21 protein-coding genes and 1 tRNA gene are annotated in these 20,740 nt (G+C 39.2%); 10 read left to right on the top strand and 12 right to left on the bottom strand.

Features of this window, described 5'->3' with window-relative positions; all coding sequences use genetic code 11:
• Positions 1-352: 352 nt before the first annotated feature.
• The 3 genes from MmiEs2_RS03200 (at position 353) to MmiEs2_RS03190 (ending at position 2,512) form a co-directional block, all read left to right on the top strand.
• On the top strand, positions 353-1,351 hold the full coding sequence (locus MmiEs2_RS03200; protein WP_316559992.1) for an NOG1 family protein: 999 nt from the start codon (positions 353-355) through the stop codon (positions 1,349-1,351).
• Between the two features lie 197 nt (positions 1,352-1,548).
• Positions 1,549-1,896 (top strand): STAS-like domain-containing protein, encoded by a 348-nt coding sequence (locus tag MmiEs2_RS03195; RefSeq protein WP_316559991.1) that lies wholly within the window; start codon positions 1,549-1,551, stop codon positions 1,894-1,896.
• Between the two features lie 37 nt (positions 1,897-1,933).
• Positions 1,934-2,512, top strand: a complete 579-nt coding sequence (locus MmiEs2_RS03190) for a hypothetical protein (protein WP_316559990.1) — start codon at positions 1,934-1,936, stop codon at positions 2,510-2,512.
• A 74-nt stretch (positions 2,513-2,586) separates the two neighbouring features.
• Here MmiEs2_RS03190 and MmiEs2_RS03185 read toward each other — a convergent pair whose 3' ends face one another.
• The 8 genes from MmiEs2_RS03185 to uvrA all read right to left on the bottom strand — a co-directional run bounded on the left by MmiEs2_RS03185 (position 2,587) and on the right by uvrA (position 12,021).
• Positions 2,587-3,699 (bottom strand): pyridoxal phosphate-dependent aminotransferase, encoded by a 1,113-nt coding sequence (locus MmiEs2_RS03185; protein ID WP_316559989.1) that lies wholly within the window; start codon positions 3,697-3,699, stop codon positions 2,587-2,589.
• A 45-nt stretch (positions 3,700-3,744) separates the two neighbouring features.
• Positions 3,745-4,359, bottom strand: coding sequence for a 6-phospho-3-hexuloisomerase (gene hxlB / locus MmiEs2_RS03180; protein ID WP_316559988.1), 615 nt, complete (start codon positions 4,357-4,359; stop codon positions 3,745-3,747).
• Between the two features lie 100 nt (positions 4,360-4,459).
• Positions 4,460-5,146, bottom strand: a complete 687-nt coding sequence (locus MmiEs2_RS03175) for an IS1595 family transposase (RefSeq protein ID WP_316560225.1) — start codon at positions 5,144-5,146, stop codon at positions 4,460-4,462.
• A 607-nt stretch (positions 5,147-5,753) separates the two neighbouring features.
• A complete protein-coding gene (locus MmiEs2_RS03170; RefSeq protein ID WP_316559987.1) occupies positions 5,754-6,569 on the bottom strand; it encodes a DUF1638 domain-containing protein in 816 nt (271 codons plus the stop codon).
• A 115-nt stretch (positions 6,570-6,684) separates the two neighbouring features.
• Complete coding sequence (locus tag MmiEs2_RS03165; protein WP_316559986.1) at positions 6,685-7,284, bottom strand: hypothetical protein; 600 nt, start codon at positions 7,282-7,284, stop codon at positions 6,685-6,687.
• Between the two features lie 63 nt (positions 7,285-7,347).
• Entirely contained in the window at positions 7,348-7,701 is a 354-nt protein-coding gene (locus tag MmiEs2_RS03160) for an STAS-like domain-containing protein (protein ID WP_316559985.1), read from the bottom strand.
• A 176-nt stretch (positions 7,702-7,877) separates the two neighbouring features.
• A complete protein-coding gene (locus MmiEs2_RS03155; RefSeq protein WP_316559984.1) occupies positions 7,878-8,729 on the bottom strand; it encodes a DUF1638 domain-containing protein in 852 nt (283 codons plus the stop codon).
• Between the two features lie 271 nt (positions 8,730-9,000).
• Positions 9,001-12,021, bottom strand: coding sequence for an excinuclease ABC subunit UvrA (gene uvrA / locus MmiEs2_RS03150; protein WP_316559983.1), 3,021 nt, complete (start codon positions 12,019-12,021; stop codon positions 9,001-9,003).
• 568 nt (positions 12,022-12,589) lie between these two features.
• Between uvrA and MmiEs2_RS03145 the strand changes: the two genes are divergently transcribed.
• The 5 genes from MmiEs2_RS03145 (at position 12,590) to MmiEs2_RS03125 (ending at position 15,362) form a co-directional block, all read left to right on the top strand.
• Positions 12,590-13,018, top strand: coding sequence for a hypothetical protein (locus MmiEs2_RS03145; RefSeq protein ID WP_316559982.1), 429 nt, complete (start codon positions 12,590-12,592; stop codon positions 13,016-13,018).
• Positions 13,019-13,236: 218 nt separating this feature from the next.
• Positions 13,237-13,662 carry a hypothetical protein gene (locus tag MmiEs2_RS03140; RefSeq protein ID WP_316559981.1) on the top strand — a complete coding sequence of 142 codons (426 nt, stop codon included), beginning with the start codon at positions 13,237-13,239 and terminating at the stop codon, positions 13,660-13,662.
• Positions 13,663-13,754: 92 nt separating this feature from the next.
• Entirely contained in the window at positions 13,755-14,888 is a 1,134-nt protein-coding gene (locus MmiEs2_RS03135; RefSeq protein ID WP_316559980.1) for a TIGR04084 family radical SAM/SPASM domain-containing protein, read from the top strand.
• Positions 14,889-15,062: 174 nt separating this feature from the next.
• Positions 15,063-15,134 (top strand) — tRNA-Gly (locus MmiEs2_RS03130).
• 75 nt (positions 15,135-15,209) lie between these two features.
• Entirely contained in the window at positions 15,210-15,362 is a 153-nt protein-coding gene (locus MmiEs2_RS03125; protein WP_316559979.1) for a hypothetical protein, read from the top strand.
• A gap of 41 nt (positions 15,363-15,403) precedes the next feature.
• Here the strand turns inward: MmiEs2_RS03125 and MmiEs2_RS03120 are convergent, their stop codons facing one another.
• Entirely contained in the window at positions 15,404-16,288 is an 885-nt protein-coding gene (locus MmiEs2_RS03120) for a class I SAM-dependent methyltransferase (protein WP_316559978.1), read from the bottom strand.
• Between the two features lie 59 nt (positions 16,289-16,347).
• Positions 16,348-17,547 carry a beta/alpha barrel domain-containing protein gene (locus MmiEs2_RS03115; protein ID WP_316559977.1) on the bottom strand — a complete coding sequence of 400 codons (1,200 nt, stop codon included), beginning with the start codon at positions 17,545-17,547 and terminating at the stop codon, positions 16,348-16,350.
• Between the two features lie 301 nt (positions 17,548-17,848).
• On the opposite strand from MmiEs2_RS03115, the gene MmiEs2_RS03110 reads away from it, so the two are divergent.
• Both MmiEs2_RS03110 and MmiEs2_RS03105 read left to right on the top strand, forming a co-directional pair.
• Entirely contained in the window at positions 17,849-19,057 is a 1,209-nt protein-coding gene (locus MmiEs2_RS03110) for a homocitrate synthase family protein (RefSeq protein ID WP_316559976.1), read from the top strand.
• A gap of 274 nt (positions 19,058-19,331) precedes the next feature.
• The gene (locus MmiEs2_RS03105; RefSeq protein ID WP_316559975.1) at positions 19,332-19,508 is read left to right on the top strand and encodes a hypothetical protein; all 177 of its coding nucleotides are present in this window, start codon (positions 19,332-19,334) and stop codon (positions 19,506-19,508) included.
• A 113-nt stretch (positions 19,509-19,621) separates the two neighbouring features.
• Here MmiEs2_RS03105 and MmiEs2_RS03100 read toward each other — a convergent pair whose 3' ends face one another.
• The gene (locus tag MmiEs2_RS03100; RefSeq protein ID WP_316559974.1) at positions 19,622-20,170 is read right to left on the bottom strand and encodes a phosphoribosyltransferase family protein; all 549 of its coding nucleotides are present in this window, start codon (positions 20,168-20,170) and stop codon (positions 19,622-19,624) included.
• A gap of 24 nt (positions 20,171-20,194) precedes the next feature.
• On the bottom strand, positions 20,195-20,701 hold the full coding sequence (locus MmiEs2_RS03095; RefSeq protein ID WP_316559973.1) for a DUF6560 family protein: 507 nt from the start codon (positions 20,699-20,701) through the stop codon (positions 20,195-20,197).
• Positions 20,702-20,740 lie beyond the last annotated feature (39 nt).

The following is a 20,740-nucleotide window of genomic DNA, read 5'->3' as shown; positions in this document are numbered from 1 at the left end:
AACTTTTTGTTGTTTTATTTTTCTATTATATTTCATTTTTGTTTGCCTGCGCTGCTGCCTTATGTTGTGCTATTGCTAATTCATGTGTTTGCATTTACATCTGCTTCTTTTGAGTGCAGCCGTTCGCTTCGCGAACGTGGGCGCTGTTACCTTACTGTTTGCGTTTGCTGCCTCGCAGAAGTCGCGCCGCTGCCACCGCCGCGCGCGAACCGCATCATTTTTCAGAAATGACACAAAAACCAACCCTCGTTTTTAAAATAAACAAAAAATGATAAAGCAGTCGAAAAAATAAGAAAGCTTATCTACTTCATTTATCTATTTAGCGTTTCTAAAGAAGATTTAAGGTTTTATTATGATTTTTGAAAAAATTAAAACAATTCCGACGTCGGAGGAGCTTTTAGATAAAGCTTACAGCCGTTCCGTCAGAACAATGGCCGGCAAAACAATTGACGGGCCGACAACACGCTGCGAAGCCAATGAAGCGATGCTTTTGACCGCCGCCAACATTTTATCCGACAATTTGGGAAGCATTAACAAAATGTTTCCGAGTTTTGATCATATTTCTCCTTTTTATTATGATTTGGCCGACATTTTAATCGGTGTCGACGACTTAAAAAAAGCGTTGAACAACGTCAAATGGGCATCCGATAAAATTCACACGATGTCACGCGAATACATCGGCAAAATCCGCGGCAATAAAACCCCCGACGTTCCGAGAAAAGAGGCGTTCGGCCGTATGAGTTCAATTATCGGCTCCGTCAGCAAAGATTTGCTTCTGCTCGGCGAAGCCCGAAACATTCTCAGAAAACTCCCTGATGTCCGTGAAGAACCGACGATTATTGTCGCCGGGTACCCGAATGTCGGCAAATCCAGTTTTGTCAAAGCCGTCACAAATGCGACACCGGAAGTCGCTTCTTATCCGTTTACCACAAAAGGCATTTTGATCGGCCACATGGAACAAAACAACATCAGATACCAAATTATTGACACGCCCGGACTTTTAGACCGCCCGATGTCTGAGCGAAACGAAATCGAACTTCAGGCAATTACCGCTTTGCGCCGTTTAGACGCGATTGTCCTCATTCTCATCGACCCGAGCGAAAGCTGCGGCTACGACATTGACGCGCAATTAAAACTGGCGCATGAAATTCAAGAACAGTTTGCGATTCCGTCAATTATCGCCGCCAACAAATCCGATCGCGACGAATTTAAAAAACCGGATGAAATCGAATACGTCATTTCAACAATGACCGGCGAAGGCGTTGAATCACTTGTCGAAAAATTAATTGATATGCTGCCGAAAGTTGAACCCAAATTCGATGACATACCGCCGCTTCGCGACGGATTTTAAATTTGATTTCATTTTTAATTTTACAACTATTTTATTTTTGTTTATTTTTTGTTCATTTTTTGTTCATCATATTGTTTCTCTTGATTTGTAAAAATCGCATATAAACTCACCGAATTTTAAAATTTCAAAGAATATTTATACTGTTTGGAGTTTAATGTGTTTTACAGAAATTACAAAAATTGAAAAGAGGAAAAATCATGATTATTCAAGCCAGAAAATACATTGCAACGGGTTTTGATCCGAATGATGCCGAAATTATTTCAAATTTGATTGATGATTTGCTTCAAAAAGAAGAGTTTGTTACAGTTGATTTTACCGGCATTGATTTTTACTGCACCTATTTTTTTAATTCGGCATTCACATTCCGACTTGAAACAATGTCTCAGGAAGAATATGATTCAAAAATAAAAGTAATCGGCTTAACAGATGTGGGCGAAGCTGCTTACAGTTTATCATATGATAATTCTGCAGATTATTACCGTTTAACACCGGAAATGAGAATCGCTTATGATAACGATATTGAAGAAATGCTTGAAGAACTTTAATTTCAGCATTTTTTATTTTTAATTTGAGGAATTTAAAATGATACATAATATTTCATCAGCGATAGCTATCGATTCATCAGAAGAATTCTTTGTCGATACAAATATTCTTTATTTAGTTTATTTTAAAAAAACAAAAAACAGTATCACTAAAAAGAAAACTGATGCTTACACACAATTTATTTCAAAATTGAAACAAAACGGAAACAAATTATACGTTTCTTCTTTAAATTTACAAGAAATATTGCATGTCATTGAAAAGGCAGAATATCGAGATTATTGCCGCCAAAAACATTTAAAAATTAATTGGAAAACATATCGAAAAAACATCTCCGAAAGACAAAAAGTGCGTAAAAAACTGCATAATGCAATGCGTCAAATTAATTTAATTTATTCAATAACAGATGATTCTGTTCCTTGTTTAAATATTTGGGAATTTGTCAACACTTTTGAAAAACATCAATTTGATCCGATTGATTTTTTGACAGTTTATCCGAAATACAATACGGCAAATGAAACCGGTAAAAATTTCAATTACATAACAGACGATTCCGATTTTAAAAACAATATTCAATTTCAATCATCTGTTTTTATGAATATTTACACATATGAAAATTAAAAAACACACAAATAAAACAAACAAAATAGAAAAACAAACAAAACAGAAATGAAATAAAACAGAAAGAAGAGTCCTTAAAGAACTCTTCCCATAATTTCCAGCGCTTTTTCAATATCCGCCATTGAAGCGGCATAAGAAATGCGGATGTGGTCCGCGCCGTTTTCGCCGAATGCCGTTCCCGGCGTGACGACAACATCATTTTTCAAAAGATTGGCGGCGGCTTCGTCGCAATTTTTGACTTCGGGGAAAGCGTAGAATGCGCCCTGCGGCATCACACAATTGATTCCGATGTCATGAAGGCCTTTGATAAGGAAATCGCGTCTCATTTTGAATTGATTTTTCATAATCGCCACCGATTCCTGCGGGCCGGTGATTGCTTCAAGCGCGGCTTTTTGGCCGATTGAGCTAGCACAGGCCTGCAAATATTGATGCACTTTCAAAATTTGTCCGACATAATCGCCTTTGGCGGCCAAATATCCGACGCGCCAGCCGGTCATGGAATAACTTTTGGAAAACGCGTTGATTGTAACAGCATTGTCGGTAAATTGCGCGGGGCTCGTGTGCGTTCCTTCGTAAATGAAATATTCATAAACCTCGTCGGAAATGAGCGTGATGTTTTTATCATCGGCAATTTCGGCAAGCGCTTTGATGTCTTCTTTAGAAGAGACGGCACCGGTCGGGTTTCCGGGAGAATTGAGAATCAGCGCTTTGGTTTTCGGCGTGATTTTTTCAAGAACGTCGTTCGGGTCAACCGTTAAATCATCTTTCATTTTGACGCTGACATCTTTGCCGTTGAGCATATTGACAATGGATTTGTATGCCAGAAATCCGGGATTCGGGATTAACACTTCGTCGCCGGGGCTGACCAATGCCGCCGTTGTAATGTAAAGCGCTTCTGACGCGCCGGATGTGACCATCACTTGATCAGGCGTTACAGTGAATCCGTTTTCGCGCTTGAATTTGTCGCTGATTGCATTTCTGAGCTCGGGAGTGCCGAGACCTGCGGTGTAGCCGGTAAATCCTTCTTCAATGGCTTTGATGGCTGCGATTTTGATATTGTCAGGCGTATCAAAATCGGGCTGTCCGATTCCCAAATTAATCGCATTCGGACCGGCGGCTTCAAAGAGTTTTCGGATGCCGGAAATATTAATGTTTGAAACGCCTTCTGAAAATTGAATATTTGACATAATGATTCCTTTGATTCTTTTTTCAAATTTTAATCCTTTTGTTTTTTACTCGGTATTTGCGTGACGAGCTTTCATTTCGTCTTCAGTCACGCCGGTCAGGTCAATTAATTGCATGATGACGGAATCTAAGAAAACAAGCGCCAAGATTTCAAAAGACGTTCCCATCGGCGTTTTTGAAACCGTGCTTTCGGAAGCGTCGTCTTTGGATTTTGCCGGCAAAATCACATTGGTTGCAGGCAGCGCTTTTAAGTCGGATCCGTCTTTAGAGGTGACGGCAATGACAGATGCGCCGATGCTTTTGCATTTTTTGCCGATTTCAACCACCGATTTTGTGTTGCCGGATCCGGAGATTGCAACCAGCACATCACCGCTTGAAACGGCGGGTGTTACTGTGTCGCCGACAACGTACGCGTTAAATCCCATGTGCATGAGGCGCATTGCAAAAGCACGTCCCATCAGGCCCGAGCGGCCGGCACCGGCAATAAAAACGGCGTTTCCTTTTTCTTTGGCTGCTAAAAGAATCGCCAGCATTTCAGAAATATCATTTTCGGAAACAGCGTTTGCCGTTTCTTTAATTTGGTCCGCTAAAACATTCATCGTTTCAATAACTATTTTCGTTGACGCTGACGCGTCTTTTGATTGACAGCCGCATGATGACATAATGAGATCTCCCAAAGTTAAAATAAATTAATATCGTCTTAATTTCAAATCATATAAAAGAACCGCTTTAACGGAATGAAAATGAAAAATAAAAAATGGGTCAAGATAAGAATAAAGGATTTTCTCTCAAGATTTTTAGGATTTTTTGATATAAATCTTCATTCCTATAATTGTACCTAAATTCACATTCTTTTAAATGAAGATAAAAATACTTTTTATGAACTCCGCGATGTTTACTCATCCTGGATTTTGAATAGCCCCAGAATCCTTCAATCCCATTAATGTGACTTTTCCCATTTACAAATTCATTTTTCCCATGGTTTACTCGATAGTGCTTATTGTAGCCGACATCTACCAATCCGTCATATCCATGCCAATTATCAGAGTAAATAACACTTTCAAGGTCAACTTTTCCTCGAATGATTGATTGCAAAGTTGATTTAGAACAATCCGGAACGATCTCAGTATAGACTTTCCCATTCCTTTTTCTCATCCCAAAGACAATTGTTTTGCTGCCTGCACCACGCCCACGCTTTCCTTTTACCCGTCTCGGGCCAAAATAGGATTCATCAACTTCAATTTCTCCTTGGAAAGGGGATTCTGCTTCGCAGAATCCGGCAATCCGCTCGCGGATTGCCATGAGATATCTGTTGATCGTAATACGGCTTACACCTGTAATTTGGGATATTTGAGTTGCATCTAAATCCAGAACAAAAAGTTTTACAATTTGTCTAAATTTAGCTTCAGAAATTTTAGAACGAAAAATGTATTTATTTTTCATTTGCATAGTCATGATTTTAACACCAAGTTATATGGTTGTTCTTATCATGACCCTAAAAAATTAATGAAAAAAACGCGGAAATATTTCAAGAAATTGAATAAAATACTCCGCCAAAAAGAAACGAGAGCCGAGAAAAAGATAAAACCGATACCGTTTTATTCAATTTTCGCGGCGGTTCGGGTTCAAAAAGAAAAAAAGTCAGCATTTTTGATGCTCGGCAACGATCTTTCAAATAAAGAGTTGCCGGAAGAATTCAAAGTTGAAACAGATGAATTAACGGTTAATACAAATGTTTCCGTAAAAATTAAAAAATGGCATTAAATAAAAACGATTAAAAATAAATGAATTAATTAAATTTGAATAAAATTCAAATTAAATATCCAAAAGAATACAAAAATTGTAGGACAAATTCATTTTTTGAAAAAACGAAGCGGCAATTTTTATTATTTTTTGAAAAACTTGTGCGGCTCGCGCGCGGCGGCGCTGCCGGCAAACGGCAAACCTGTAAGGTAGCTGCGCCCCGTTCGCGAAGCGAACGGCTGCTCTTAAAAGGAACAGATGCTTTTGAAATGCAAGATTGCAACAGCACAGCAAACCCAAAAACATTTTCACTTCAATGCGTTTCTGCAATCGCTTTTTTAACTTTTTGATAACAGTCTTCAAATAATTGCTGATGACCGCCGCCAAGCGGAATCACGTCCAATTGATATTTGTCGGCAAACGATTGAATATTTTCTTTCACATTCGGCGTATAATGAAGGCCGGTTTCCAAATCGGCGACTTGTTTGTAGCCGGATGTTTCAAACATAAATTTATTCAATTTGTACATTTGTTCATCCGAAAAACCGGCGGCGGCTTGTCCGAAACCAAACAAATTCGTTGCCGCGTAAGATGCGTACATCGGCGTTAAAATGAAAGTGCCGACACCGTTAAAACTTTTTAAAACTTTGGCGTACGCTTCGCGGCCGCCGAGCGCACCGCCGATACAATCGTCAATGATAACGCCGTCTCTGTCTCTTAAAATAATGACAGGGCAGGAATCAGATTTAAAATCAGTTTCAACATCCGCTAAAACATTGCCGCAAAGCCCGTAAAACAAGAAAATCGAATTGACTTTCGGCATCATAATCGGAATGTTTTCATAAACGCGTTCCTTTAAGAGTTTCGGCGTTTCATGAAGTCCTAAATCCAATTGCCAAATAACGAGCGTTAAAACCCCGTTATCGCCGGAATCCTTCTCCGAATTCGGCAAATCTTCGACTTTTTGAACCAATCGATAAGAAATTTCAAGTGCGTTCAATTTTTGAATAAATTCTTCATGCTCGCCGTTTTCAATAACGACAACATCAGAAATATCAGAGTCTTTCTGAATCAAATAAACAATTTCGTCCTGAAGCATTTTGCAGGCTAAAATACCCATCACAGTCATTTGTACACTTCCGTGCGCCGAAAATTCGGCTTTGTCGGATAATAGCCACTCAATTCGTTTTTAAAATCGTTTTTTACAACAAACATAGGCAATAAAGCGTTGATACTACTTGAAGTTATTTCAGAAATGTAAATTTTTGTTTTTCATAAGTATAAATATTCATAAAAACCGAAGATTGGAATCGGTTGTCGGTTTTAAAATCCGAATCATCTGTGATGTAATTAAATTTTTTCCCGGATTGGTTTGCTGAAATATATTTTGAATAAGTGACTAAAAAATCAATCGGATCAAGACGATGTTCTTCAAAGGATTGAACAAATTGAAAAAGATCAGAATAAAAAACAGAATCTTCTGCAATGATATAATTTGAATTAATTTGCTGCATTGCATTAAGCAATTTATTTCGGACTTTTTGCCGTTCAAAAATATTTTTCCGATATGTTTTCCAATTTATTCTCATTCGATTTTGACGGCAAAAATCTCGATATTCTTCTTTTTCAATAACATGAAAAACTTCTTGCAAATTTAAAGAAGAAATATACAATTTGTTTCCATTTTGCTGTAATTTTAAAAGAAAATCTGTATAAGCTTCAATTTTTTCATCGTTTTCATTTTTTTCTAATTTTTTAAAATATACAGAATACAAAACATTTGTGTCAACAAAAAAAACATCCGATAAATCAATAGCTTCCGCTAACTGAATATTAAATATCATTCATATCCCTCAATTTTTCTGAATTGGTTTTTCAAAATTATTTTTTCAAAATCAAGTTCAGAGTTAATTAATCAATTCTTCAACCAATTCGGCAATTTCTTCATTACGGGCTTTCCTCATTTCAAACGGTATTTTGAAATAATCAACGGAATTGTCATATGATAAATTATAAGCGGCTGTCCCGGTTTTATTTAACCCGATGATTTTTATTTTAGAATCATACTCTTCCTGAGACATTGTGTCAAGCCGGAAAGTAAAACCTCTGTTAAAAAAATAAGTGCAATAAAAATCAATTCCGGAAAAATCAATTGTTACCGATTCTTCTTTTCGAAGCAAGTCATCAATTAAATTTGAAATTGTTTTTGCGTCATTGGAACCGAAACCTGTTGAAATGTAATTTTTCGCTTGAATTATCATTTATTTCACCTGAATTATTCAAACAATACATCTGTATAAATATTTTTTCAAATAGCTCTATTCGATACGTTTTTATACAAATTTTGAAACAAAACGAATTCAAAAATAAATTAAAAATATAAATGAAAGAACAAAAAAAGAAAAATAAATAAAAATTAAAAGGAAAAAATGGAATATTAAACCGTTGCCGCCATTTCTTTCAAATTAATTTTCTCTTTTAATTTTTGGTAACAATCATCAAAAATCTCTTGGCTACCGTGTTCCTCTAAATCAAATATTTTAAAATTATAAGTGTCGGCAAATTTTTGAAGCATCGGCAGCGTGTCTTTCGTGTAATGCAAACCCGTATCCAGCCGGCCGATTTGCTGATAATTGGACGCCTCGAACATAAATTTATTCATTTCAATCATTTGCTCTTCCGTAAGACCACCGCGATTCTTGCTGTAATTGAAAAATTCGTCCACCGTCGCTTCATACATAGGCGTGAAAATAAAAGTGCCGATGCTGTTAAAGCTGCGCAGCAAACTCAAATATTTCCGGCGGCCGCCGACTGTTGCGCCGATACAGTCATCAACGACTTCGCCGTCGGAATCGCGAAGAATAATAACCGGGCAAATGTCTTTGAAATCTTCTTCCACATGACCTAAAACATTGCCGCACAAACCGTAGAGCAAATAGATGCCGTCGACTTTTTTCGCGAAAAATTCCAAATCTTTGTACACTTCTTCTTTCAAAATCTTCGGCTGCTCATGAAGACCAAGTTTCAAATTCCAAACAATTAAAGAAACGTCGGCATCGTTTTGGCCGCCGCCGGCAGCCGTTTCATCTCCCCTGTCTTTTAAATCCGGGAACGAATCAATCATCGGCACGGTTGTATAAGAAATGCCGTTTTCATTCAATTTTTGAACAAATTCTTCATGTTCACCGTTTTCAACAACGGTCACGCCTTTAATATTCGAATCGTTTTGAATCAAATAAATAATTTCATCCTGAAGCATTTTGCAATTTAAAATACCGATTACGGGCATAGTTTTCACCTCTCATTTGAAAATTAAACAAACAAAAATTAAATGAAATTGATTTGCCCCCGCAAGAATAAATATTCGATTTAAATCTAAATAAATCTATTGATTTCAGAAAATTCATTTAAAAAAAGAGTCAATTGAATCGTTGTAACAGAATCAATTACATAAGAGATGAAATTAAAAAAGATTTAAAAAAAGAAAAATAAATTAAAACTGATTTAAAAAATCAGTTTTAAAATTTCAACCATTTTAAAATTTCAACCGTTTTTGAATTTCAAATATTTTTTGAATTTTTAGACGCCGAGGTTTTCGGCGCTTTTTTCTTCGCGCCGCCCTCTTTTTCATCAGATTTCGGCGGCGCTTTGACCGCTTTCTCCATAACCGGCTTCAAATATTGCGCCGTATAGCTTTTTTTGCTTTTCATGACTTCTTCGGGCGTTCCTTTGGCGATAATCTGGCCGCCGTCGTTGCCGCCTTCCGGGCCCAAATCGACAATGTAATCGGCGCATTTAATCACATCTAAATTGTGTTCAATGACAATCACCGTATTTCCCATATCGACAAGGTCGTTTAAAACCGAAATCAATTTTTTAACGTCATGGAAATGAAGGCCGGTCGTCGGCTCGTCCAGCAAATAAATCGTTCTGCCCGTCGCTTTCTTCGAAAGCTCGCGCGTCAGCTTAATGCGCTGCGCTTCGCCACCCGAAAGCGTTGTCGAACTCTGGCCAAGCTTAATGTAATCCAAACCGACGCGCGCAAGCGTATCCAATTTATCGTGAATGAACGGCACCTTTTTGAAATGTTCCAAAGCTTCGGCCACTGTCATATCCAAAACTTCCGCAATGGATTTGCCGTTGAATTTCACTTCAAGCGTTTCTTTATTGTAGCGCGTGCCTTTGCATTCCTCACACTCGACATAAACGTCCGGCAGGAAATTCATTTCAATTTTAATCAAACCGTCGCCCTGACACGCTTCACAGCGTCCGCCTTTCACATTAAATGAAAAACGCCCGGGCGCGTAGCCGCGCACTTTCGCCTCTTTCGTTCCGGCATAAATTTCACGGATTTTATCAAAAATCTTCGTATAAGTCGCAGGATTCGACCGCGGCGTCTTGCCGATCGGATCCTGGTCAATGACAATGACTTTGTCTATTTTCGTATCAAATTGAAGAGACGTATATTCGCCGCCTTCCATTTTGGAATGATAAAGCGCATGCATCAACGCCGGATAAAGTGTGTCGTAAACCAAAGTTGATTTGCCCGATCCCGAAACCCCGGTGACCGCCGTCAAAACGCCCGTCGGAATTTCCAAAGACAAATTTTTCAAATTGTTTGCTTTCGCACCTTTCAGGCGAATAAATTGATCGGAAGAACGTCTTTCTGCAGGAATCGGAATATATTCGACACCTGACAAATAGCGGCCTGTCAGCGATTCTTTATCCAAAATGATTTCATCCGGCGTTCCGGCAGAAACGACGTGACCGCCCGTGACACCGGCACCCGGACCCATATCAATCACGTAATCCGCGTTTAAAATTGTGTCTTCGTCGTGTTCGACAACGACCAGCGTGTTTCCCAAATCGCGCAGATGGCGAAGCGTTTCAATTAATTTGTTGTTGTCGCGCTGATGGAGACCGATTGACGGCTCGTCCAAAACATAAAGAACGCCTGTCAAATTCGAGCCGATTTGCGTTGCCAGCCGAATGCGCTGCGCTTCGCCGCCCGAAAGCGTTCCGGAATTTCGGAACAGCGTCAAATATCCGATGCCGACTTGCTGTAAAAAGTGAAGACGCGCCTGGATTTCTTTTAAAATTAAAGACGCGATTTCCTGCTGTTTTTCTGTCAGCGGCAATTTATCAAAGAAATCAATCGCTTCCGCGACGGATAATTTTGTCACGTCAATAATATTATAGCCGTCAATCTTAACCGACAGAACTTTTTTGCTCAATCTGTCGCCGTCGCAGGACGGGCACTTGGAAACGCGCATGAATTTTTCAAATTCCTGGCGGCGGTAATCGGATTCCGTTTGAGAATACAAACGAATACACTGCGGCATAACGCCTTCCCATTTGTTCATCGACGTGTAATTAAATTCACCGTTATTCATTTTCATATTAAATTTAATTTTGTCATCGGAACCGTACATCAAAGCGTTGTACTGTTCTTCTGTCAAATCCTGAATCGGCGTCAACGGTGAGAAACCGTAATGTTTGGCAACCGATGCCAAATGCTGCTGGCGATAGCCGTCAAAATAATTTTTATAAACCGCGACCGCGCCGTCGGCAATGGATAAACTGCGGTCGGGAATAATCAAATTTTCATCAAATTCCATTTTAAATCCAAGACCGTTGCACTCGGAACACGCGCCGAACGGGCTGTTGAATGAAAACATGCGCGGCTGAAGTTCTTCGTATGCCAAACCGCATTCGGGACAAGCCATTTTGGAAGAATAAGTCACTTCAATGATTTCATCGGCATCTTCGGCATCGGCATCGTCGCTAAATGAATTTTCATCAATCGTTCTCTTTTTGTGAACTTTTTGATACAATCCGCGCGTTCCTTTTTCTTTTCTAAAGGAATTCGGTTTTCCGACGACATAAACCAAACCGCCGGATCGTTCCGTCGCGCGTTCGCACGCTTCAACCAAACGCGAACGCTCGTTTTCATCGTCCACGTCAATGCGGTCAACGACGATGTCAATGTCATGCATTTTATAGCGTTCCAAATCGATTTCTTCATCGGTTCTGTAAATTTCGCCGTTAATGCGAACGCGCATAAAGCCTTCGGCATTCAAATCATGAATCAGCTGCTGATAAGTTCCTTTTTTCTTTCGGATAATCGGCGCGAAAATCGTCACCATGCCTTCGAATTCGGCAAAAACCAAATCCGCAATTTTTTCGGGCGACTGGGATTCGATTTTTAAATTGTGATCGGGACAATACGGCGTTCCGATGCGCGCGAAAAGCAAACGGAAGTAATCGTAAATTTCCGTGACCGTTCCGACTGTACTGCGCGGGTTTTTAGATGTCGTTTTCTGCTCGATTGAAATTGCCGGCGACAAGCCTTCGATGCTGTCCACATCGGGTTTATCCATAATGCCTAAAAACTGGCGAGCGTACGAAGAAAGAGATTCCACGTAGCGGCGCTGGCCTTCCGCGTAAATCGTGTCAAACGCCAATGTTGATTTTCCCGAACCGGAAACACCTGTGATAACCGTTAATTGATTTTTGGGTATGGTGACGGAGATGTTTTTGAGATTGTGTTCTCGGGCACCTTTGATAATAAGTTCGTTCATAATAAATCCTGATTTTGTTTTTTGAAAAGCAGCCATTTTAAAATAAATTTTGAAACGAATTTGAATGAATTTGAAACAGGTTTGAAATAAATTCAAAAACAAATTGCAATATCACAATTTATAAAAAAAATTTAGCTTAAAATTTTTTCAATAATTTTCAATATTATTGTTTTGACCGACAATAAAGAATAAAAACTTACGCTTTGTACGGTGAAAGTAATAAAAATAAAATGGCTTCATAAAAAATAATAAAAATAAAATGGCTTCATAAAAAAATATAAAATTAAAAAATAAAAAAACGTTTAAACTGTTATCGAATAGAGATTTGAAATGACAGCAATAAATCTAAATAACTTAAAAATATAACTACCGCTAATTCTTATAGATTCAATCTGAAAATTAAACAGAGTCGAATAATATATATGAATAAATATCCAATTGCACTCAAAACATTATAATTTAAAATTTGTTTTCGTTCTTTCAAATCAAATTTCCAAAATTATATATAACCAATTGGATATAATTAAAATTTAATCATTATTATTAATCAATTGACAGAGGTTAAAATATGGTAAAAACAGTTCAAAGAAAAATCACGTCCGCTTATTCTCTGTGGCTTTTCGCAGTATTTATTGTGATGGTTGCATATTTATTGTTTACAGGTAACATTTTCGACACATACGAAGATGCAATGCCTTGGATTATCGCATACATCGCTCTTGCAATTCTCGGCAATATCGCTATGCTTGTTGCGATGTACAAACTTTTAGTTCCGAATCAGGACGGTTTAAAGTTTGTCGCCGTTTATGAGATCCTTTTCGTCGTCATCCTTGCTTTGACCTACATTGTTATGGCTTTGCAAATGCTTCCGAACGGCTGGGGCAACATTAACTTTGAAACAATTCTGAACGCGGTTTTACCGTTCATGTTCATTTTGTTGACATTGGCTGAATTCGCTTTATCCAAGGGTCTTCGTTTAATGCCCATCAAAGCTTAATACGAATAAAACCATAATAAAAGGTACAATTAAAAAGATCGGCATTGCCGGTCTTTTTTTTTAGATTTTTATTTAAATTTTTGAAAATTTTAACAAAACATTTGTAAATTTTAATAAAAATCGTTTATTTATGTCATTTATTTATGTTGTTTATTTATGTCGTTTGTTTTATGTTTTTATTTGTTGTGCGTTCATAAAATCATGAAGCGGGGTATATAATGAGTCTGTCTAAACAAGAAAAACTCGGTATTGTTAATTTTATTTTAACAATTGTTGCGATTATTTTAATCAAATATCTCTCCATGTACATTCCGTGGCTGCCGACGGCACCGGACGGGTCGACTGAAATTGTATCGCTTGCAATCATTACGATTATCGCGGTTTTGATTATTCACGCTGCGACATGGGTCATTTTAAGCCGTTATTTCGACATCAATGCCGATCAAAACAGCAAAAAAATGCTGATTATTTATGAAATTTTATTCCTGATTTCGATTGTTGTTTTATACATAAACGCCGCTTATGATTTCCTTCCGGCATTTATCAACGAAAATATGCTGGCCGGAATCGGGCTTTTCATCATAATTCAAATGGCGCTCAGCATTTTCTTTACTTACTCAATTTCGAAAATGCCGACAAAATAAATCAAAAATGAAAAACCGTTTTTTCATTTTTTAACCTTTTTTTCAAATCAGCAACTTTTAAATATGAATCATCTCATTTTCGAGCAGAGACTATGGTTAACTTTTTTGTCACACTGACGATGGCCTGCGATTTGGAATGCCGTTATTGTTACGGCGAGGTCTGCGATTGTTTTGATGATTTCGATGACGGCATCGCCGTTGATTATGACGTTCCCGAAAACATCAGTTACGAAACGTCGGCGCTCAGGGATTTTATTGCAAAAGACAAGGACGCGGTTGTCATTTTTTACGGCGGCGAGCCGCTTCTTGAAATCGAAAAGATGAAAGAAATGATGGATATGCTGCCGGCTAAAACTTTTTTGCTGCACACGAACGGCACGATGCTGGACCAGGTGCCGGCCGAATATGCGCAGCGTTTGCATACGATTTCAATTTCAATAGACGGAAATCGAGAATTGACGGATTATTATCGCGGCGACGGTGTTTATGATTTAATCGCAAAAAACGCGAACATCGTTCGTGAAAAAGGTTTCGGCGGCGAAATCATCGCGCGCATGACGGTTCAGGAAGAAACTGACATTTATGAAAGCGTCATGCATCTTTTTGAAAATCCGGATTTCTGCTTTGACAGTATTCACTGGCAGCTGAACGCTCTTTTTTGGAGAAATGATTATGAAAGACGCCGCGAAGGATTTTTGAAATGGGTCAATGAAAGTTACAATCCCGGAATTCAAAAACTGGCGGACATCTGGGTCAGCCGAATGGGAACAGAAGGCAGAGTTTTAAACATGTATCCGTTTGTCAACATTATGAATTCACTTTTACGCGGTGAAAAAACGCATTTGCGCTGCGGCGCCGCTTGGACGGAATACAATGTGCAAACGGACGGCAAACTTTCCCCCTGTCCCGTAATGAGCGGCATGAGCGACTACTACGCGGGCGACATTTACAACGGCCGGCCGGATCAGCTGCGCGTAATTCACGTCTCGGGCGAATGTTTAAAATGTGACATTTTAGATGTTTGCGGCGGCCGCTGTCTTTACGCAAACGCGACAATGAAATGGGGCGTTCAAGGTTTTCATGAAGTTTGCGGCACGGTGCGGTTTTTGGTTAATGTTCTTAAAGAAAAGAAACCGGAAATCGAAAAGTTGATTGAAGACGGAAAAATCAATTTAGACGATTTCTTGCAGGGAATTGAATACAACAGCTGCGAAATAATTCCCTGAAAACAATTTATTTTGCCGCCGCCGCGCGCGAACCGGGCAAGTTTTCAACATTTTTGAAAAACCGAATTGGTTCAATTTTTATTTTTTCGAAAAACGGCGGCGGATTCAATTACCACAATATTTAAATAAAATCAATTTCTCTATTGGTTGCTGTTTTGACAGCGATTTCAACTTGCATTGATGGTCTAGTGGCTATGACTGCGGCCTTCCAAGCCGCAAACCCGGGTTCGAATCCCGGTCGATGCACTTTGGGGGAAACATTTCAGAAACAAGAAATGTTTCCCTTTTTTATTATTGGTTCATAAATTCAAGAGGTAAAAAATGAGAATTCAATGCACTTGCCAATCTGCTTCTTTTATGGAAGTTAAAGACATGAACGTTCAGACAATCATTCTTCAATGCCCGTCTTGCAATGAAATTAAATTGCTGCCGATTGAAAATGTTTCGAAATCAGATATTATCGGAAACGAATAATTAAAAATCTTTTTTACTTATCCATTTTTATTGTATTCATTTTACTTTATTTTTACATCAATCACGACATGCCAAACACCCGGCGAATATTTTTTAATTTTCCTTGATTTCAAAATCAAAGCTTTTCGACCGCATATTTCTGCCGCATTTTGTATTCGTTCAATCGCCCTGTCCGGAAAATCGCGTTCATGAACGGTTTCGTGATAATGAAGAAAACCGCCTTCGTTTTTAATCGCTTGAATTCCGGTTTCCAAATATTCATGCGTTGTTCCGACGTATCCCATCAAAACCCGATCCGCGATACCATTGGGCGTCGATGTTTGGCAATCGCCGCAAATCGGCTCAATAACCGACTCTAAACCGTTTAAACGAATGTTTTCACACAAATACTCGTAAGAAACCGGATTCAGTTCTATCGCGATGATTTTAGCAGGATTTGAATGAACGGCAATCGGGATTGAAAAATAGCCGATGCCTGCAAACATGTCAACAATCGTTTCATCATTGCAAACAGCAGCAAGAACTCTTTTTTCCGCCAAATTGCCTTTGGAAAACATAATTTTTGAAACATCCAACTTGAATTTGCAGCCGTTTTCTTTGTGAATTGTTTCTGTCGAAGTGTCGGCATCACCCTCACGGATCGCAATAATTTCGCGCTGCGGGATTCGGAATTGACCGGAAATACCGCCGTCGTTTAAAACCAGCCGCGCTTTTTGATCCATCAATAAAAGAAGTTTGCCGATTTCTTTTTTTTTGTGAGAAATCGGTTCGGGAATTGAAACAATAAGAATGTCTCCGATTTTTTGTTTGTTTGCCGGCAGCATTTCAATTTCGGCCTCCGTCAAAAAAAGTCCGGCATCGTTGACAGCGTCCGGAAATTCCGAAAAATAATATTTTGCAAAATCTCTTAATTTTTGAGGTTTCATAATTGTTGCCGCCATCGTTTTGATTTAAAAATTCAATTAAGAAACAATTTTACAATTTTTCAAACAATCCTTTTCAATCTCGGATTCGGCTTGTATGTTCTGCCGACTTTCGCCGTCGGTTTCATTGAATCAAGCGTTTCGCCGACGGCGACAATATCCATTGTTGAATCGCGGGAATCATAAATGCCGCCGACGCCGAGGCTGTCAAAAAGCTTCATTCCGATTATTTTTTCGGCGCGCGTAAACGCTTCAACTTTTTTCACATCGCCAAAACCACTTGAAAGCATAATTTGAATCTTTTCAAAACCGTTTTCATTCAACGCTTTTCGAACGGCGTAAACGCCTGTGACAGAAACGCCGGTTCCGAACCAATATTTCTCATCACCGGCAGGAACTTTAATTTCGGATTCGGTGTCGAAGAATTCTTTCAGAAGGCTGTCAATTTCAGCTTGCGTTTTGCCTTCCAAATCTTTCATCGAAAGCGCGCCTTGCCCGATGTTTTCACCGCAGGTGTCAATTCGAACGGCTGCCAGCGGCGGAACAGCGGCGGCGGTTTGAAGCGTGTCGTCAATTTCGTGATTGTTATAATCAATTAAAGCGACGCGAACAACGTCTTTTGGCATATGTTTATCAAATGCGATTGTCGCATTTTTGACAGCGTTTTCTTTGCCGTCTTTCCAAGCGAAGATATTTTCAAGCGCGTGCGGAATTGTGCCGCTGCCTTCTTTATGGATGTATGCCGCGCCGATGTCGGTTGACGCGCCGACTGCGCCGCCGAGGACGGCGGTTTTTGAAATAGCCGCGTCGTCTTTGTAACACCAGTGACGCGCGCCGAAATAAGTCACGGGACGGTTTTCGGAGGCGTTGACGACCAAACGCATTCGGTTTTCAACTTCCGTGAGATTGAGTTGCTGATTATCGTTTTGAATCGCAAGAGACGAGCTGATGATGCCGAGATAAACGGTTTCTAAGCGAATAATGTCTAAAATCGGAGCTTCCAAAACTAAAATTGTCTCAAGGGAATCGTAAGAGTCGCCATCGGTGAGCGCGTAGATGCGCCCACCGTTTTTTTCCAAGTCGGAATTCGCGCGAATGAAAGAAACGGCTTCTGCCATTCCGGAGATGATTCCCGGACCTTTTCTGACAAAAATTTGAGCGCGGACGAACGGGTTTAAATTTTCTTTTTGAAGGATTTCATAAGCTCTTAAAAAATATTTATCGGTGTACTTTTCAAAATCAAATCGTTTTCCCTCTCCCATAAATAAACCCCGGAATTTTTTAAAATGCAGCTGCTTCAAATGTTAAATAAAAGTCAGAGTAAAGAAAGTGACGAAAGACATAAATATTTATACCCGTTTTTTTCTGTCCGATTAGATTTTACAACGATTTTTGATTTAAAAATGAATTATTATTCGAAACCCGTTTATTCTCGTTTTTGCTGTTTAAATTTAAGAATTGAATCGATTCATAAATATCATAATTATCCGTTTCATTCAAACTTAAAAAATTAAAAAATCAAACGTGAGAATCAAAAATAAAAAACAAACAAGGAACTCAAAAATGAAAAATGAAACTCATCATGAGGAGCAATATCCGGAATACTGCCGAAACAGTTTGATGGATTTTGTAAAAATCAAGGACATTGACATCGAAGTTTGCGATGTGACGCTCAGAGACGGTGAGCAGACGCCGGGCGTCGCGTTTTCAAAAGAGCAAAAAATGTCTATCGCGCAGCATTTGGACGATATCGGCATTGAAGTAATCGAAGCCGGTTTTCCGGTCGTCTCGGAGGCGGAAAGAGATGTCGTCAAGTCAATCGCCAACATGGGGCTTGACGCGCGGATTTGCTGTCTTTGCCGTTCGACGCAAAAGGATGTTGAAACCGCCGTCGACTGTGATGTTGATTTTGTCAGCATTTTTTTGGCGATGTCTGATTTGCATTTGAAATACAAATATCACAAGAGTTTGGAGGAAATGCTGGACGTTGCGATGAATGCTGTTGAATACGCGAAGGATCACGGCATCGGTGTCAGATTCGCGGCGGAAGATGCGACGAGAACGCCGATTCCGCGTTTGATTGACGCTTTTAAGATGGCGGAAGAGAGAAATGCGGATTATGTCAGCATCGCGGATACGGTCGGCATTTTAAATCCAATTACGGCGACTTATTTGGTGGATCAGGTTTACAACGCGATTGACACGAAAAAGACAAAAATTTGCATGCATTGCCACGATGATTTGGGTTTGGCAGTTGCAAACACGTTGGCAGCGGCTGAAGCCGGTGCATTTCAGATTCATACGACTGTGAACGGAATCGGCGAGCGCGCGGGAAACGCGGCGCTTGAAGAAGTTTTGATGAATTTGAGAATCCAATACGGTGTTGACCGTTATGATCTTCATAATTTGGTGGATTTGTCTGAAGAAGTCAAAGCCGCGTCCAAAATTGATGTGGCGATTAACAAATCCGTAGTCGGTCAAAACGCTTTTTCCCACGAATCGGGAATCCATGTTGCCGCGATTCTTGAAAATCCGAGAACGTACGAGCTTTTCCTTCCGGAAATGGTCGGCGGCAAAAGAAATTTAATCGTCGGCAAACACACGGGAACAAAAGCGCTTGCCGGAATCATCAAAGATATCGGCTACGAGCTTGGGGAAGCAGATTTTAACGCGCTTTTCGATCAGGTGAAAGTGATTACGGAAACCGAACAGCGAAGCGTTGACCGCGATGAATTGGAAGTTTTGGTTCAAAGCGTTTTGAAGAACAATTAAAACAAAAACGAAACATCATTTTTCATAAACTTTCAAAACCCGAACCCCGTTTTTTCATAAAAAGAAAAGAAAAAACGGGGTTCTTTTTTTCTTAAATTTTAAAAGAAACCGATGTTTCGGTTTTGAATAATAGAATTGAAAAACGAAATAACCGCCTCCAATCTCGAGTTTTGCGTGCGAAGCGAGTAAAAGGAGAGATTGGAGATTCGCCCCAAGACTTCAATGAAAATTCAAAAACTGTCTTTCTGTTACGATTCCCTTTGCCGCCGCCATCATGCGTTCCACAAGCACTTCTCTTTCTTATCACATCCGTTCGCTTCGCGAACGTGGCACAGATTACCTTACCGTTTCCCACCATTTCCGCTGTCTGCTTGCCGCTGTCGCCGCGCGCGAACGGCACCATTTTTTAAAATTTAACGAAAAACGAACCGCAAATTTTCAAATTAAATAAAAATGATTAAAATTTTTCGAATTAGACAAAAACGACAAATAAATGAAATAAATATAATTAAAAAATGATTTTGTCATGAAAAAAGAAAAATCAAAAAAATTGATTTTAATTTTTCATTTGAAGAAAAGCGGCAATTTTTCAAGATAAATCAAATCATCACGGTCGGCGGCATCGCCTTCCGCTAAAATCGCGGCTTTTCCGGCAATTGTACCGCCTGCGATTCTGCAAAGCTCTTCCATTGCCGCCATTGATTCGCCTGTGCTGACAACGTCGTCAACAAGGAGAATGCGTTTTCCTTTCAGATATTCCATGTCACCGGCATCCAAATAAAGTGTTTGAATTTTTTCGGTCGTGATGGATTTTACGTCAACGGCGACGGGATCACGCATGTAAAGTTTTTTGCCTTTGCGCGCCAAAATATATTTTTTGCCGGATTGACGGGACATTTCATAAGCAAGCGGAATACCTTTGGATTCGGCGGTGAGCAAAACATCGTGGTCGGGCAATTTTTTGAGAAGCTCGGTCGCGCAAGCGATTGTTAATTCAACGTCAGAAAAAATGACGAAGCCGGCAATGTCTAAATTTTCGTTGACGGGGCAAATCGGAAGATAGCGCGTGAGGCCGGCGATTTTGAGTTCGTAAGTGGGATAGGGTTGAGTCATATTATCTCTCAATATTTAATACAATCAGAAATCAAATTGAATCTGCTGTTCTTTTTGAAGTCGAGAAGCCAGTTTCTTATAACCATTAGACATGGCAGCAACTGAAAAAAGCTTTTTGTTTCCCGAATATGCTTTAAGCTCCCCATATCTTATTTTTACATTTGTTATATCACTGATAGCAAAATTTTTATTAATTCCGGCAAAGGGTGAATACGAAATTTGATCATTTTCAACGTGTACTTTCCACGAAATACAATAAATAAAGAAAAGTAAACTGAAGGCAAGATAGAGCAAAAAGAAAAGGTAAACCCATAAGTCAGCTGTATCATTAGGAAATACAATGGTCATTAATATAAGCATTAAAAAACCAAACAAAATTCCCAGTATACTTACCGCTAAATACACTCTTGGTTGGCGAACAGTAAAATTATAATCGTCCATTTTTTTTTCAGATCTTTTATTTTCCCACATTGCAATAAAAATCATAAGCAATACTGCAAAAAATATAATCAAGTACATAATAAAATCCATGCATTATCTCCTCCATAAAAATTACAATGATATGATAAA

The organism is Methanimicrococcus stummii, from assembly GCF_032594435.1.
Lineage (GTDB): Archaea > Halobacteriota > Methanosarcinia > Methanosarcinales > Methanosarcinaceae > Methanimicrococcus > Methanimicrococcus stummii.
The sequence above is the reverse complement of the archived record's forward strand: the minus strand, read 5'-3'. Positions and strand labels throughout refer to the sequence as shown.

What these genes read in the sequence shown, in the direction of transcription:
- MmiEs2_RS03200 (WP_316559992.1), top strand. Translation starts at nt 353, where the DNA reads ATGATTTTTGAAAAAATTAAAACAATTCCGACGTCGGAGGAGCTTTTA.
- MmiEs2_RS03195 (WP_316559991.1), top strand. Translation starts at nt 1,549, where the DNA reads ATGATTATTCAAGCCAGAAAATACATTGCAACGGGTTTTGATCCGAAT.
- MmiEs2_RS03190 (WP_316559990.1), top strand. Translation starts at nt 1,934, where the DNA reads ATGATACATAATATTTCATCAGCGATAGCTATCGATTCATCAGAAGAA.
- MmiEs2_RS03185 (WP_316559989.1), bottom strand. Translation starts at nt 3,699, where the DNA reads ATGTCAAATATTCAATTTTCAGAAGGCGTTTCAAACATTAATATTTCC.
- hxlB (WP_316559988.1), bottom strand. Translation starts at nt 4,359, where the DNA reads ATGTCATCATGCGGCTGTCAATCAAAAGACGCGTCAGCGTCAACGAAA.
- MmiEs2_RS03175 (WP_316560225.1), bottom strand. Translation starts at nt 5,146, where the DNA reads ATGCAAATGAAAAATAAATACATTTTTCGTTCTAAAATTTCTGAAGCT.
- MmiEs2_RS03170 (WP_316559987.1), bottom strand. Translation starts at nt 6,569, where the DNA reads ATGACTGTGATGGGTATTTTAGCCTGCAAAATGCTTCAGGACGAAATT.
- MmiEs2_RS03165 (WP_316559986.1), bottom strand. Translation starts at nt 7,284, where the DNA reads ATGATATTTAATATTCAGTTAGCGGAAGCTATTGATTTATCGGATGTT.
- MmiEs2_RS03160 (WP_316559985.1), bottom strand. Translation starts at nt 7,701, where the DNA reads ATGATAATTCAAGCGAAAAATTACATTTCAACAGGTTTCGGTTCCAAT.
- MmiEs2_RS03155 (WP_316559984.1), bottom strand. Translation starts at nt 8,729, where the DNA reads ATGCCCGTAATCGGTATTTTAAATTGCAAAATGCTTCAGGATGAAATT.
- uvrA (WP_316559983.1), bottom strand. Translation starts at nt 12,021, where the DNA reads ATGAACGAACTTATTATCAAAGGTGCCCGAGAACACAATCTCAAAAAC.
- MmiEs2_RS03145 (WP_316559982.1), top strand. Translation starts at nt 12,590, where the DNA reads ATGGTAAAAACAGTTCAAAGAAAAATCACGTCCGCTTATTCTCTGTGG.
- MmiEs2_RS03140 (WP_316559981.1), top strand. Translation starts at nt 13,237, where the DNA reads ATGAGTCTGTCTAAACAAGAAAAACTCGGTATTGTTAATTTTATTTTA.
- MmiEs2_RS03135 (WP_316559980.1), top strand. Translation starts at nt 13,755, where the DNA reads ATGGTTAACTTTTTTGTCACACTGACGATGGCCTGCGATTTGGAATGC.
- MmiEs2_RS03125 (WP_316559979.1), top strand. Translation starts at nt 15,210, where the DNA reads ATGAGAATTCAATGCACTTGCCAATCTGCTTCTTTTATGGAAGTTAAA.
- MmiEs2_RS03120 (WP_316559978.1), bottom strand. Translation starts at nt 16,288, where the DNA reads ATGAAACCTCAAAAATTAAGAGATTTTGCAAAATATTATTTTTCGGAA.
- MmiEs2_RS03115 (WP_316559977.1), bottom strand. Translation starts at nt 17,547, where the DNA reads ATGGGAGAGGGAAAACGATTTGATTTTGAAAAGTACACCGATAAATAT.
- MmiEs2_RS03110 (WP_316559976.1), top strand. Translation starts at nt 17,849, where the DNA reads ATGAAAAATGAAACTCATCATGAGGAGCAATATCCGGAATACTGCCGA.
- MmiEs2_RS03105 (WP_316559975.1), top strand. Translation starts at nt 19,332, where the DNA reads ATGCGTTCCACAAGCACTTCTCTTTCTTATCACATCCGTTCGCTTCGC.
- MmiEs2_RS03100 (WP_316559974.1), bottom strand. Translation starts at nt 20,170, where the DNA reads ATGACTCAACCCTATCCCACTTACGAACTCAAAATCGCCGGCCTCACG.
- MmiEs2_RS03095 (WP_316559973.1), bottom strand. Translation starts at nt 20,701, where the DNA reads ATGGATTTTATTATGTACTTGATTATATTTTTTGCAGTATTGCTTATG.